Annotated in this window: 11 protein-coding genes and 2 pseudogenes; 8 read left to right on the top strand and 5 right to left on the bottom strand. The window is 70.4% G+C overall.

The genetic code is table 11. The annotated features are described in order from the left end of the window. Positions 1 to 163: 163 nt before the first annotated feature. The 4 genes and pseudogenes from ACFVIU_RS37260 to ACFVIU_RS37245 all read right to left on the bottom strand — a co-directional run bounded on the left by ACFVIU_RS37260 (position 164) and on the right by ACFVIU_RS37245 (position 1739). Positions 164 to 328: a hypothetical protein gene (locus ACFVIU_RS37260; protein ID WP_385848100.1), complete on the bottom strand. Its 165-nt coding sequence runs from the start codon at positions 326 to 328 to the stop codon at positions 164 to 166. Beyond that, a pseudogene (locus ACFVIU_RS37255) lies at positions 329 to 535 on the bottom strand (cytochrome P450); the annotation flags it as partial. It lies immediately after the preceding gene. 29 nt (positions 536 to 564) lie between these two features. Continuing rightward, a complete protein-coding gene (locus ACFVIU_RS37250; protein WP_385848099.1) occupies positions 565 to 1323 on the bottom strand; it encodes a hypothetical protein in 759 nt (252 codons plus the stop codon). Positions 1324 to 1379: 56 nt separating this feature from the next. Next, complete coding sequence (locus tag ACFVIU_RS37245; RefSeq protein ID WP_385848097.1) at positions 1380 to 1739, bottom strand: recombinase family protein; 360 nt, start codon at positions 1737 to 1739, stop codon at positions 1380 to 1382. 260 nt (positions 1740 to 1999) lie between these two features. Between ACFVIU_RS37245 and ACFVIU_RS37240 the strand changes: the two genes are divergently transcribed. From ACFVIU_RS37240 to ACFVIU_RS37215, 6 genes are all read left to right on the top strand, one after another. Then, positions 2000 to 3019 (top strand): LacI family DNA-binding transcriptional regulator, encoded by a 1020-nt coding sequence (locus tag ACFVIU_RS37240; RefSeq protein WP_385848095.1) that lies wholly within the window; start codon positions 2000 to 2002, stop codon positions 3017 to 3019. Between the two features lie 651 nt (positions 3020 to 3670). Then, a complete protein-coding gene (locus ACFVIU_RS37235; protein WP_385848094.1) occupies positions 3671 to 5176 on the top strand; it encodes an APC family permease in 1506 nt (501 codons plus the stop codon). A 59-nt stretch (positions 5177 to 5235) separates the two neighbouring features. Beyond that, the gene (locus tag ACFVIU_RS37230) at positions 5236 to 6840 is read left to right on the top strand and encodes a N,N-dimethylformamidase beta subunit family domain-containing protein (protein ID WP_385848093.1); all 1605 of its coding nucleotides are present in this window, start codon (positions 5236 to 5238) and stop codon (positions 6838 to 6840) included. Beyond that, a complete protein-coding gene (locus ACFVIU_RS37225; RefSeq protein ID WP_385848091.1) occupies positions 6837 to 7196 on the top strand; it encodes a cupin domain-containing protein in 360 nt (119 codons plus the stop codon). Before ACFVIU_RS37230 ends, ACFVIU_RS37225 begins: the two co-directional genes overlap by 4 nt. Before the next feature lie 458 nt (positions 7197 to 7654). After that, positions 7655 to 9103, top strand: coding sequence for a gamma-aminobutyraldehyde dehydrogenase (locus ACFVIU_RS37220; protein ID WP_385848089.1), 1449 nt, complete (start codon positions 7655 to 7657; stop codon positions 9101 to 9103). 454 nt (positions 9104 to 9557) lie between these two features. Continuing rightward, positions 9558 to 9788 (top strand): DUF3761 domain-containing protein, encoded by a 231-nt coding sequence (locus ACFVIU_RS37215; protein WP_385848088.1) that lies wholly within the window; start codon positions 9558 to 9560, stop codon positions 9786 to 9788. Positions 9789 to 10193: 405 nt separating this feature from the next. On the opposite strand, the gene ACFVIU_RS37210 is transcribed toward ACFVIU_RS37215, so the two are convergent. Then, on the bottom strand, positions 10194 to 11048 hold the full coding sequence (locus tag ACFVIU_RS37210) for a hypothetical protein (protein WP_385848086.1): 855 nt from the start codon (positions 11046 to 11048) through the stop codon (positions 10194 to 10196). Between the two features lie 195 nt (positions 11049 to 11243). Between ACFVIU_RS37210 and ACFVIU_RS37205 the strand changes: the two are divergent. Further along, positions 11244 to 11453, top strand: a pseudogene (locus ACFVIU_RS37205) (ATP-binding protein); the annotation flags it as partial. Positions 11454 to 11627: 174 nt separating this feature from the next. Further along, entirely contained in the window at positions 11628 to 14033 is a 2406-nt protein-coding gene (locus ACFVIU_RS37200; RefSeq protein ID WP_385848112.1) for a LuxR C-terminal-related transcriptional regulator, read from the top strand. The last annotated feature ends 116 nt before the right edge of the window (positions 14034 to 14149 follow it).

Here is a 14149-nt window from a genome sequence, read left to right as displayed (position 1 = left end):
ACCCCGACCCACCACCAAACCCCCCCCACGCCCACTCCTCCTACTCGCCCCCACCACCCCCCCCCCCCCCCGGAACCGGCCGGATGGGCCGCCCGGGCGGGTGGTGGCCAGAGCTGACGGGAAGTCGGCCGTGCGGGTGCTTCCACTGGGGGAGTCCACGGCGCTAGGCGAGCCGCACCGGGAGCGTGAGGGGACCACGGACGAGCAGGCCGGGCCGCCACGGCAGGGCGGCGGGGTCGGTGGCCAGGCACTGGGAGGGCAGAGCGGCGAAGAGCCGCGGCAGGGCGATGCCAGCCTCCAGGCGGGCAAGGCGTGCGCCCAGGCACACGTGGGGACCGTCTCCGAAGGCCAGGTGCGCAGGAGCTGTCCGGCTGCCCGGAGCGTAGCGGCGGGGCCGGAAAGTGTGAGGGGCGGCGAACACTCGCGGGTCGCGATTGGCTGCGGCCAGCACCACCAGGACGGAGGCGCCGGCAGGGATGACAGTCCCGCCGAGGTCCACTGGTTCCGTGGTCCTTCGCCAGGTCGCGGACTCCAGGGGGCTGGCGTGGCGCAGCGTCTCCTCGACTACGGCGCTCCAGCCGGGGTCGCCCGCGGTTCGGGCGGCGAGCAGTTCGCCGTCGTCGGGTGCCTGGGGGGGGTGCTGTCGTGGGTGAGTTGGCTGAGCAGGTCGTCGCCGGGGTGACGGCGTTTGTGGGCGATGAGGTGGGTGAAGTAGCCGTGCAGGCTCTGCCAGGCGCGGGCGCCCTGGCCGGGTGGCAGGGCCGCGGCGGGTGAGCCCACCTGGTAGGTCCAGGTGCGCAGGTCGAGGCGGTCCGCTTCGGGGACGCCCAGGATGTCGCTGATCACCAGGACGGGCAGCGGGAAGGCGAAGTTGTCGACGAGGTCGGCTTCGGCGCCTTGGAGCAGCTTGGTGGTGAGGCCGCCGACCAGGGTGTCGGTGAGGTGGCCGATTCGCTGGGCGAGGGCGTCGACGCGCCGGGGTGTGAAGGCGGGCGCGGCGAGTCGGCGCAGGCGGCGGTGCTCGCCGGCGTCGGCGTTGAGCATGTGGCGCTCCAGCACGGACCGCTGCGCGGAGCGTGCCTGGGGCGGGTTTGCCGTCGACGGGGCCGCGGCTGTAGGCCGGGGCGTCTCCGGAGCCGGGACGTTGGACAGCCGCGGGTCGGTGAGGACGGCGCGCACGTGGTGGTAGCCGGTCACCAGCCAGGCGTCGGTTCCGTTGGACAGGGCTACCCAGGTGGCCGGACCGAGGTCGCGCACGGCGGCGTAGAAGGCATGGGGGTTGCTGGCGAACGCGGTGCCGGCGGGGTCCAGGTGGAGCGTCACCCGGCCGTCCCCGCCAGTGCCGGCAGGACGGGCTCGGCGGTCCGCACGGGGGCGGGTTAGAGGACCGGGGGGCACGAGCGGGTGGGTCTGTCGCCGGGCCAGACGTGGACGCGGACGCCGTGTTCCTTCAGGGCCGCCGCGATGGTGGCGGCGCGACGATCGTCGAGATCGAAGACGAACAGGCCGGGCACCAGGACGTGGCGGATCCAGCCGCGGCGTGCCGCCTCCAGCAGGGCGCGCAGGCGCGGCTTGGCGCTGCGGGAGGAGACGCCGTTGTCGCAGAAGTACGCCGGCTCGGCCATCCCGCGCCCCATCGCCCAGTCACGCAGACGGCGCTGCTGTGTATCCAGGGTCCAGAAGTCGGCCGGGTAGCAGCGCAGGTACACCGCGCAGGGAGCGGGGCCGGTGGTGTGCATGGCGCGTCCTTCGGGTGCGGTGCGGTGGAGCGGGGGTCGCGTTCCGAGGGTGAGGGGCCTCGGAGGGCGGGACGGCGGACTCCGGGATTTACTGCTGGGCTCCTCGGAGGGCCTTCCCTTCCACGGTGCACAAACGTTTAAGCGGTGTCAATAGCTGCGCCTAATCGTTTGTGCGCTAGGCTGTGTCTAACCGATTCGACAGGCAGGCAGGCAGGCAGGGAGAGGGGACAGCGGTGGGGCGACGGCCGACACTCAAGGACGTGGCAGCCGCGTGCGGGGTCTCCGTGGGCACGGTCTCCTACGCGCTCAACGGCAAGGGCCGGGTCGACGCCGCCACCCGCGCACGGATCCGCGAGACCGCCGACCGCCTCGGGTACACGGCCAATCAGGCGGCGCGCCGCCTGAAGTCCGGCCGGAGCGCTACCTTGGGCCTGCTCATGCCGAGCCCACCGCAGACCTCCCCCGGGGAGCTGTTGTCCCTCGACTGGCATAGTCAGGTCGCCATCGCCGCCGCCGACGCCGCCTTCCGCGCCGACCACGCCCTGCTGCTGCTCCCCGCCCCGAGCGACCCGGCCCAGCTGGCCAAGCTTCCGGTCGACGGGATCATCGTCATGGATCCGGAAAGCGACGACCCCCGGCTCCCGGTCCTCGCCTCGCTCGGCATTCCCCTGGTCGCCCTCGGTCAGAGCGCCGGCGGGCTCATGCCGCACTACGTCGCACCCGACCCTGTCAGCACAGTGCGGCAACTGCTGGACCACCTCGCCGACCAAGGCGCCACCCGCATCCATCTCCTGGTTCCCGATGCCGGGTGGGAGTGGACCCGGTTGTCCGTCGACGCCTACCGGCACTGGTGCGCCGAACACGGCATGACCACCGGCACCGCCCAGGTCCCCCTGTCGGGCGCCAGCACGGCGGCGGGCCTCGCCGACGCCGCCTGCCGGATCGCCCGCCGCGAGCTCACCGCCCCGGACCGACCCGACGCGATCCTCGGCCTCGGCCTGGGCTTCGGCGCCGGCACCCGGCGCGCCGCCCGCGACCTCGGCCTGCGGACTCCCGAGGACCTGCTGATCGCCCAGGACCTCGACGAACCCTCCCTCCAGGCGATCGACCCGCCGATCACGGCCGTCGAGATGTACCCGCGCCTACAGGCCAAGGCCGCCGTCGAACTGCTCCTCTCGCTCCTGAACGGCGAGCAGCCGCAATCGCCTGTCATCACCCGGGCAGACTTGCGCATCCGCGCCAGCAGCCGACGCACGCCCGCGCAGCAAGAAGCGCGATGAGCAATCCGCCCGCAGTCCCGATCCCCGCTCCGGTCCAGCGCTACGCAGGCCAAGCCGCCCTTTCGCGCCTCCCGCAGTCGGACGAGGTGTGGAGCAGGTACTGACCGGCCGCACGACCTCAATGCGGCACCGTCGGACCCCGCTCGAAGGCCACGCGCGCGCCTGCCGACCAGGCCTGGTCTGAACGCGGACAGCGAGCCTCGAGGCCGTACCGCAGTGCCGCGAGCCCCGACACCGCATCGCTGCGGAACTCTCCCCTCCCTGCCCAGCACATACCTCCGCGCACACGCCGCGCCGCCCGTGAACGTTCTGGGAGCGCGCACTCGTCATCTTCCACCGCCGGCGTACGCGCCCTCGTTGGCGGAGGGCCGCACGGCCTTGAGCCCAGGGTCGGCCAGGGGTCATCACGGTGATCAAGATCTCGCCCTTCGCCTGGAGCGGCTTTCAGGCGACGGACTGGGACGCCCCGAGAACGGTGCACAAACGATTAGGCAGCAGTCTATTGACGTTGCTTAAACGTTTGTGCATTGTGGAGGGACAGGCACTTTCGGCATGCCGCCCCGGCCCGGGGCCGCCCGCGCCTGATGCTCGCCCGGGAGAGCCCAGTTGTGCTTCCTGCACCCCTTTTCGCGCCTCGACAGGGAGAACAGCGTGAATCCTCCGAACCTGCCCCCCGGGCCCTCCGTCCCACCGGGCCCCGCCGGCCGCCACCGCGACACCGCGTTGCGCGCGGACGCGGTCGGCGTGCGGGACCTGGTGTTCTTCGTCCTGTCGGCCGCGGCCCCGCTGACGGTGATGGCCGGGTTCTCCGCCCTGGCGTTCCTGCTGGGCGGGGTCGCCGCCCCTGCCGGGTATCTGATCGCAGGCGCGGTGTTCGCCCTGTTCGCCGTGGGGTTCACAGCCATGAGCAGACACATGCGCAACAGCGGCGCGTTCTACGCCTACATCAGCCGCGGCCTGGGCCCCATCGCGGGCGCGGGGTCGGCGCTGGTCGCCTACCTCGCCTACGCGCTCGGGCAGATCGGGTTCGGGGCGGTGGCGGGGCTGTTCGCGGCCAACATGCTGCGGGTTCTGGCCGGTGTCACCGTGCCCTGGCAGGTGTGCGCGGTCGCGCTGACTGTGCTGATCGCGTTGTTGTCCTACCTGAAGGTCGACATCGGGGCGCGGGTCCTGGCCCTGCTGCTCATCGCCGAGATCGGGGTGCTGCTGGTCCTGGCGGTCGCCGTGCTGGCCCAGGGCGGCCACGAGGGCCTGACCGCGCAGAGCTTCAATCCCTCCCGCCTGATGACTCCTGGTGTCGCCGGCCTGTTCGTGATCACGTTCGTGGTCTACATCGGCTTCGAGCAGACTGCGATCTACAGCGAGGAGGCCCGCGACGCGCGCCGGACCGTCCCGCGCGCCACCTATCTCGCGGTCGGCATCCTGGCCGTGCTCTATACCTTCGTCTCCTGGATCATCCTGGTGGCCGCCGGCCCGCACCGCATGGCCGTGCTGCTGGCCCAGGCCCCGGCCGATCTGGTGTTCAACCTCAACACCGAGTACCTCGGCGGGACGATGACCTCTGTCATGCGGCTGCTCATCGTGACCAGCTTCCTCGCCGGAGTCCTCGCACTGCAGAACGCCGGCTGCCGCTACCTGTTCTCACTGGGCCGCGACGGCATCCTGCCCGCCGCCTTCGCCCGCATCAACCCGCGCACCCTGACCCCCAGCGTCGCCGGCCTCGTCCACACGGGGCTGGTGGTGGCCGCGGTGACCGGCTTCGGCCTTACCTCACTCGACCCCTACACCCAGATCGTGGTGTGGACCAACACCCCGACCCTGGTGGGCGTCCTGCTCCTGGAGATCGCCACCAGCATCGCGGTCATCCGCTATTTGGGACGGCTGCGCTCCGGTGAGTCGCTGTGGCAGCGCCTGGTGGCGCCGGCCCTAGCCGCCGTCCTGCTCACCTCCGTCGCCGTGCTGGTCATCTCGAAGATGTCCCTGCTCACCGGCCTCACCACAGCCGGTGGCAACGCCCTGGTCCTCAGCCCGCTGATGGGCGGCCTGATCGCCGGCTGCGTCCGCGCGCTGTGGCTGCGCGCCCACCGCCCGGACGTCTACCGCCGGCTGGACACTCCTGGCACGGAGCCCGATGCCGGTCCGCTCGCGCCCGCGTAGCACACACGTGCCCTGCGGCCCCGTCCGATCCCAGACCGCCCCAACCGCAAGAGGACCCGATGACCACCGCACCCCGAGCCGCCTGGTCGATCCCCGGCTGGCAGCCCGAACGGCCGCTGAACAACCCGGCCGTCAAGGAGATCTGGTGCTACACCGACCGCTTCTCCTACGACCCCGGCCAGGAGGTGGCCCTGCACGTCCACACCACCGCCGACCACTACGACCTGCGCGTCGTGCGCGACGGCGCCGAACCGAGGACCGTCCTGCACCTCAAGGACCTGCCCGGGAAGGCGCACCCCACCCCCGCCGACGCCTACGCGGTCGGCTGCGGCTGGCCCGTCGCGCTCACGATCCCGGTCGACCCCGCCTGGGCCTCGGGCTTCTACCTCGTCATCGTCGGCATCACTGACGAGCACGGCCGCCGCCACGAACGCGAGCACTTTTTCATCGTCCGCGCCCCGCAACCGAGCGCCCGCACCGCACTGGTCCTCACCACCAGCACCATGCTCGCCTACAACGACTGGGGCGGCGCCAACGCCTACCGCGGCCTCGCCGGCGACGACCCGTACACCGACACCCCCACCCCCCGCCAGTCCGCGCTGCGCCCGATCGCCCGCGGCATGCTCCGCAAGCCCGAAGGCGCACCCCGCAACCGCCACACCGACCGACCGCCCATCGGTTGGCAGCCGCGCCATCAGGCCTACGAGTGGGCCTACGCCAACGGCTACTCCCGACACCACGCCGACGCCCTGTGGGCCACCTACGAGCGGCCCTTCGTCATGTGGGCCGAGCAGCACGGCCACCGACTCGACTACCTCACCCAGCACGATCTGCACTTCGAGCCCGAGCGACTGGACGGCTTCGACTGCCTCGTCATCGTCGGCCACGACGAGTACTGGACCCGCCCGATGCGCGACGCCGTCGACGCCTTCGTGGACCGCGGCGGCAACATGGCCCGCTTCGGCGGCAACTACATCTGGCAGGTCCGCCTGGAGGACGACGGCACAACCCAGGTCTGCTACAAGATCCCCGGTGTCGACCCGGTCAGCGCCACCGACCCGCAGCTGGACACCACTGCCTGGGACCACCCCAAGCTCGACCGCCCCGGCGCGGCCACCATGGGCCTGACCGGCCTTGGCGGCGTCTACGCTCGCTACGGCTCGGCCACCCCCCGCTCCAGCGGCGGCTACACCGTCTACCGCCCCGACCACTGGGCCTTCGAGGGCACCGACCTCTACTACGGCGACGTGTTCGGCGACGGCGACGCCTGCATCGTCTCCTTCGAGGTCGACGGCGTCGACTACACCTTCCGCAAGGGCCTGCCCTACCCCACCGGCGAGGACGGCGCCCCCGACAACCTGGAAATCCTCGCCATGGCGCCCGCCGTGGCCGGCGAGATCGACCGCTGGGGCGGCCAGGTCCCCCTCGGCGCCTCCGAAACCGAGGCGAGACTCCTGCTGGAAGCCATGTACGACGGCAACCCTCCGGAGTTCCGCCGCGACGCCCGCTACGGCGCCGCGATGATCGGCGTCTTCACACGCGGCGCCGGCACCGTCTTCAACGGCGGCACCTGCGAATGGGTCAGTGGCCTCCTCCACCGCGACCCCTTCACCGAACGCATCACCCACAACGTCCTGAACCGCTTCCAGAAGGAGAGCCGATGACCACCATCGACACCGTCACCACCATCGAACTCGGCGCCGGCGACCCCGTCCGACCCCAGCGGCCCGAGGGCACGGCCTCACCCGAGTGGACCGAGACCGAATGGCGCGCCTTCGCCAGCAGCACCGGCACCCTCTTCGGCGGCAGCTGGGAAGGCGAACCCGGCGAGCTGCTCCTCGACCCCTACCCTTACGACGAGATCTGCGTCATGGTCTCCGGCCGCGTCGCCCTCACCGACCTCCGCGGCGGCCGCAAGGAATTCGGCGCCGGCGAGGTGTTCCACGTCCCCAAGGGCTTTCGCGGCACCTGGACCACCCTCGAACCCTCCAAGAAGTTCTTCTTCGCCACCGCCCACTGATTCGTCGTATCCGGCGCAGCCACGAGCCCTTCCCTGGAGCGCCGGAACCAGTTGAGGGCAGCGCCGCTCACCCCCACCACCGCACGGCACATGCGATACCCCGCGAAACGCTGCAGTCCTGCGCAGCCTGGCCGGCATCAACCTCTTCGGCATGGACGTGACCGCCTCCGCCTACCACCACGCCGAGATCACCTCCGTCGCCTACGACCTGGTCAGCCTTCTCCCACTGGACAAAAGAGGCTGCGCCAGGCACTGCCCCCAGGCCAGAGACGACCGCCCCACCCGTCCGCCCACCCACCGAAGCCACTGGAGCGCCGGTGCCAGGCCGGCGAAGATCACAGCCATCGAGGAGACCATGCGCGAGCGCGGACCATCGTGCTCAGACGCAGCGACGACGGGCGCCCACTCGCCGTCCACGAACACCTGTCCACCACCAGCGCGTGAGAGCTGAGGAAACCGTGACCCCCGTGCTTCGCACACTGCACAACTACGTCAACGGGGAGCCCGTAGACGCGGCCGACGGCCGCACGCTTGACATCGTCGACCCCACGACCGGCGAGGTGTACGCGACATCGCCGCTGTCCCGCGCCGCCGACGTGGAGGCGGCCATGGCCTCGGCCGACGCCGCCTTCCTGGTCTGGCGCGACGCCACCCCCAGCACCCGGCAGAAGCTGCTCCTGAAGATCGCCGACGCGGTCGAGGCGCGCGCCGACGAGATCATCGACGCCGAGGTGCGCAACACTGGCAAGCCCCGCGCGTTGACCCTGTCCGAGGAGATCGGCCCGACGGTCGACCAGATCCGCTTCTTCGCCGGCGCCGCCCGCCTGCTGGAGGGCAAGGCCGCGGGCGAGTACATGGACGGGTTGACGTCGATCATCCGCCGTGAGCCGGTCGGTGTCTGCGCCCAGGTCGCGCCGTGGAACTACCCGATGATGATGGCCGTGTGGAAGTTCGCACCGGCCATCGCCGCGGGCAACACCGTGGTGCTGAAGCCCTCGGACACCACCCCGGCCTCCACCGTGCTGCTGGCCGAGATCATCGGCGGCGTCCTCAAGGACATGGCGCTGCCGGCCGGCGTCTTCAACGTCATCTGCGGCGACCGCGAAACCGGCCGCCTGATGGTCGAGCACCACACGCCGGCGATGGCCTCCATCACCGGCTCCGTCCGGGCCGGCATCCAGGTCGCCGAGTCCGCCTCCAAGGACGTCAAACGCGTCCACCTGGAGCTGGGCGGCAAGGCCCCAGTCGTGGTCTTCGAGGACGCCGATATAGCCGAGACCGTTGAGAACATCGTCCTCGCCGGCTTCTTCAACGCCGGCCAGGACTGCACCGCCGCCACCCGCGTACTGGTGCACGAGTCCATCCACGACGCCTTCGTCGAGGCCCTCGCCAAGGCCGCGGCCGACACCAAGACCGGTGGGGTGGACGACGAAGACGTGCTCTACGGCCCGCTGAACAACGCCAACCAACTGCAGCAGGTCACCGGCTTCATCGAACGGCTGCCGGCCCACGCCAAGGTCGAGGCCGGCGGCCACCGGGTCGGCGACAAGGGCTACTTCTATGCCCCGACCGTCGTCTCCGGCCTCAGGCAGGAGGACGAGATCGTCCAGAACGAGGTCTTCGGCCCCGTCATCACCGTTCAGAAGTTCACCGACGAGACCCAGGCCGTCGACTACGCCAACGGCGTCGGGTTCGCCCTCGCCTCCTCGGTGTGGACCAAGGACCACTCCCGCGCCATGCGGATGTCGCGCCGCCTGGACTTCGGCTGCGTCTGGATCAACACCCACACGGCCCTCGCCGCCGAGATGCCGCACGGCGGCTGGAAGCTGTCCGGCTACGGCAAGGACCTCTCCTCGTACGGCTTCGAGGACTACACCCGGATCAAACACGTCATGACCGCCATCTGACGTCCAGTCCGCACATTGAGGTATCAGGGAAGGTCGCCCACCTCCACTCACCGGGGCAGCAAGGAACCGCCCCCTCCCGGCGGCCGCAGCCCCGAAAGACATCCGTGCCGGCGCACCGCACCAGGCGCGCGCCAGAGATGGCGGGCTCCACCACGTGCCCCCTTGACCACGGTCCGATCGGCGGCTGGTGGCGCGGCGAACGTCGGTGGCCCCGGAGCGGGTGGCGCCGGACTGGAGAGCAGGACCGGCCAGAGGTCCTGGCAGCATGAGCCGACGTCGCCCGGGTCCGGCAGGGACGCCTTTCCTCCCCAAGTTTCATGTCGTACCCCCTTCGCGGTGCGCGACCGTTTAAGCCCAAACACACCCATACGCGGTTGAAGGCTGGAGAGAGTCCCCCAGTATTCGCTCGACTTCACGGGGGTCCCTTTTGCGCGCTCGCCTTGCCGCCTCAGCCATGGCCATCGCCGTCGCGGGCGTCTTCTTCAGCTCACCCACCGCGTCCGCGGCGACGCTGCCGTCCACCAACACCGCCCACCACACCACCGGCGTATGCGGATGGACACACGGCAAGAAGCCCAGCAACAAGTACGAGACCGCAAAGTGCAAGGACGCCTCGCTCTCGTACTCACGCCATTCCCAGGGCACCTGCTCCCACCACCCCGGCGTCCGCTACTGGTTGAAGTAACCCCCAGCACTACCGGCAGGATGGGGAGGCCCTGCCCACGCGACCACTCCGGCCACCCCACAGGAAACCCCCGTGCATCCGTGTTGGCGCGCGGCGTGTGAGGGCAGCCGTGTTTTCGGAACCCTCGCCCCACGCGAGCAGACGCGGGCAGAGAAGCCATGTTGAACAGAGGGCCTCGGAACGGAATGTGAACAGCCACAAACCCTCTTCTCGGGTCAACCCCCGAAGGAATTCGAGCGTTGCCCACTTAGCCCTAGCCGCCCAGCGGATGCGAATGCGTCGGCGCCCACCAGCATCTGGTCCGGGGGGGCCGACGCGGTCAGCTCGCCATCATGGCCTGGAGGTCGCTGAGCGACAGCTCGTCACCCCGCTGTCCGGCCCGGAGGCCGACGGGCCGTGCGAATCTTACGAAAGCACATCGACGTAGTCGCCGGCCGACGTGGAGGCGGCAGTGGTGGTGCTGGTCGCGAAGGAGAAGCGGTAGTAGCCGTCGGCCGTGGCCTTGGTGGTGGTCTTGAGCGCGCCGCCGGCGCCGCTGGTCACCGACTTCAGGGTGGTGTAGGTGCTGCTGTTCTTCTTGCGGTACTGCAGCAGCACCTTCTGCCCCGTGTAGCCGGTGTACGTGCCGTGGTTCCAGTCGGCACGTCTCAGCTTGCCGTCGACCGTGATGGTCCTGCCCTTCTTCACCGGCTCGGGGGTGGCGTCGAGGGTGAGTTGGGACGCCTTCTTGATCCTGGTGGTGGCCACATCGTCGTCGTAGCTGGCGTTCGCGTAGAGGTCGTAGCCGCCGAGGAACAGCTTCCACGTCCCGGCGCTGCCGTTGTTCTTCAGGTCGGACGCTGCGTTGATGTGGAAGACGGCCTTGCAGCTGTAGACGCCGGTCCGGGTCGTCGACTCGGTGCAGGCAGGGTCGTCGTCGGTGCCCAGGGAACCGGTGATCGTGTCGGCGCTGGAGCTGTCGGTGCCTTGCCAGAGGAAGGCTTGTGTGAGCGCAACACCGCTTGAACTGGTTGCGGTGTATGTGACGGTGACGGTCTTCTTGGTGGTCACGCCCAGGTCGATGTCTTTGCCGCCGTTGATGACGGCTTTGGAGAAGGTCATGCTGCCCAGCTTGGTATCGGGGTGAACGGTCGACGCGGTGAAGGCGCCGAGGCTCGCACGCGCACCCGGACGCTCCGCTGCCTGGGCGGCTGACGGGAGCGCGAGCGCGGACACCATGATGACGCTGGAGGCGATGGTGGCTGTGGCACGTATACGCATAGCAATCCTCTGTTGTCGAAGATGGCTCGCCGACGCTGGTTGAGAGTCGTGCGGTCATCTCTTGGTCTGGTCCGATCGGTGCACGGTACGTGGCACGGGGCGGGCCCCGAATCCGCGTAATCACGCAGTTCAGTACGTAGGGCCGCGCTCCCCCGTTTCACCGCCTGTCACAGGGGGCCACTAATCTGCCGCTTCATGACCGATGACCTGCGGTACCCCATACCGCCCCTCGCCCGCCGAGCCCATGGTGGCGCACGTGTGTTGATCGGGCGTGAGGCAGAAGTACAGGTGCTGCTGGGAGCCTTGACCGCCCTCGGTGCAGGGTCAGGGCGAGCCGTGGCGCTGACCGGGGATCCGGGCATCGGCAAGAGTGCTCTCGTGTGGACGGTCGCGGCCGAGGCGCGAGCCGCTGGGATTCCGGTGTGCGCAACCCGCGGGCAGATCGTCGCAGCCTCCTCTCACAGCGATGCCGCGGGGCCGCGGGACCTGCGCGATGTCGTCACGCGCGCGGCGCGGGGCGGTCCGCTGCTGGCCGTGGTCGAAGACCTGCATCTCCTCCCAGTGGATCAACTGCCCCACGTGGAACAGCTGCTTGAGCTGACCACCGCTGGTCAGGTGCTGTGCCTCGTTTCCTGTCGGCAGCGCCAGCTGGTTGTGGCGGCCGCGGAAATGCTCTCGCGTGCGACGTCCGCCGGCCTGCTGGAGGTGTGGGATCTCGGCCCGTTGTCCCGCGAGGAGGCCGCACAACTGCTCGGAGAGCATCCGGACGCCGACGAGATCTGCCGACAGGCCATGGGCAATCCGCAGTATCTGAAGGTGCTGGGGACTCACGGCCGGCCGAACGCCGAGGCCGTCACGGCTGTCCTCGGGGAGTTGGCCGGCCTGGATCCCGAATCCCTGGCCGTGCTCCAGGCCGCGGCGGTCCTCGGCGAGCCGTTCCATCCGGAGCTGCTGGCCACCGTGACCGGGCAGGAGACGGCCGCCAGCGCGCGCGTACTCGACACCCTCACCCGTCTGGACCTGGTTCGACCCGCCGAGCCCGCACCTCAGCTCGCGGTACGCCACCGAGCGGTGAGCCAGGTCGTCTACGAACGGATGGACCCCAGCCGGCGCACCGACCTGCACCGCCGGGCCGACGCCGCACTCGCCCAGCAGGCCGTACCCGTCGCACGGCGTGCCCGGCATGTCGCCGCCGCCGCCGATCCGAACTGTCCGCAGCACGTGACGGTTCTGATCGCAGCCGCACGCAGCCTTCTGTACAGCTCGCCCAGCGTCGCGGCGGGCTATCTGAGAGCCGCCCTGCCGCTGCTTGGTGAGGGCCAGGATCACCGGCACGAGGCCCAGGTCCTCCTGGCACGTGCCCAGTTGCTGACCGGGGACGCCTCCGAAGGTCGGGAGCTGCTCGACGCCCTGAGATCGGCCATGGCCGGTCTGCCCGACGAGGCGACCGCGCTCGCCGACTCCAGCCGGCTCGAACGCCGCCTCGGCCGGTACAGCGAGGCAGGCGCCCTGGCACGGACCGGTCTGGCGGTGCTGTCCGACAAGGACGTGGTGATCGCTGCGGCCCTGCACACCGAACTCGCCGACCACGCCTACGACCTTCAGGAGTACGAGGCCTCCCGCGAGCATGCCGACACCGCCGCGGCGATCGCCCACCGGCACCTCGATCACGTCGGCGAGGCCCGGGCCCTGGCCCAGGCCGCACTCGGCTACCTGTTCACCGGCGACCTGCTCACGGCACAGGCGCGGGCGGCGGCCGCGGCCGAACTCATCGACTCTTCCTCCGACACCGCTGTGCTGACCAACCTGGAGGCCGCGGTTCAACTGGCCCTGAGCGAAGGCATGCTGGGACGGCTGCTGGACGCCGATCGGCACCTGACCCGGGCGTCGGCTCTGTCCCGGCGAACCGGCCAGACCTACATCGAGCCCCAGATCCTCACCGTGCTCGCCAACGCCCGGCTGCGCCTGGGAAACCTGGACGGTGCGCTGGCCACGCTCGAAAGGATCACTCTGCGGCGCGAGGGAGTCGTCATTGCGTCGGAGGAGGCTGTCGGCGCCATGGTGCGGGCCGAGGTCCTTTTCTGGCGGGACAGGCCAGGTGACCTGGAGCAGGCGCAGGCATCGGCCACCCGCGCCCTGGCCGTCTGCGGCGACACGCCGACCGCGTGGGCGGTCACCGTGCGCTGCTTCCACGCCGAGCTCGTGCTGCGCACCGGCGATCCCGCGCGGGCCCGGTGGCTTCTGCTGGATGCCGCCGGCGGCGCCGAGTTGCCCCATCTCACCGCCTGGCGCAAGCCCCGCTGGTGCGACACCCTGGCTCAGGCGTCACTCGCCGCGTGCGACCGCGAGGCGGTCGCACACTGGGCAGAGCTCGCCGAGCGATCCGTCGAACAGCTCCCCTCCCCCGGCCGGAAGGGCTTCGCCCTGCGCGCCCGTATGCGCGCCCACGCCGCACACGGCCAGATCGAAGCCGCCCTGCACAAGGCGGTGGAAGCCTTCTCCGACTTCTCCCTGAGCGGTGAGCGCATCGAGGCCTGCGCGACCCTGCTCGCGGCTGCGGAACTGTCCCTGAACGCGGGACGCACACACGGTGTGGCCGACTGGCTGGAGGGAGCCGCGGTCCTCGCAGACCAGTGCCGCTCCGCACGCCTGCTCGGTGACGTGAGCCGTCAGCGGTCCCGGCTGGCCGAGCTCACCGGCACGACCGGCGCACTGCCGTCGTTGACCGCCCGCGAACGAGAGATCGCCGATCTCGCCAGCACCGGCATGACCAACGCCGGGATCGCCACCACACTCTTCCTCAGCGTGCGGACCGTGGAGACCCACCTCAGACAGGTCTACCGCAAGCTCGGCGTCTCGAACCGCGCCGCGCTCACCCGCAGAATGCTGGACAACACCGTCCCTCGCACGGCAGGCACCCACCATGACGTCGTCCCTCCACCTACGAGGGCCGACGGTAACCCCCCAGCAGCCCAGGGCACTTGAACACACGATGCAACATCCGGACACACCGGCCTGACGAAGCCGGTGCAATCGCCTCGGCCGAGGAGAGCTGACATCGCCCGACAGGTCCGCTCCACGATGTCAACGCCGGTCTCCGC

The sequence above is a fragment of the Streptomyces sp. NPDC127190 genome (genome assembly GCF_042672505.1).
Lineage (GTDB): Bacteria > Actinomycetota > Actinomycetes > Streptomycetales > Streptomycetaceae > Streptomyces.
The sequence above is the reverse complement of the archived record's forward strand: the minus strand, read 5'-3'. Positions and strand labels throughout refer to the sequence as shown.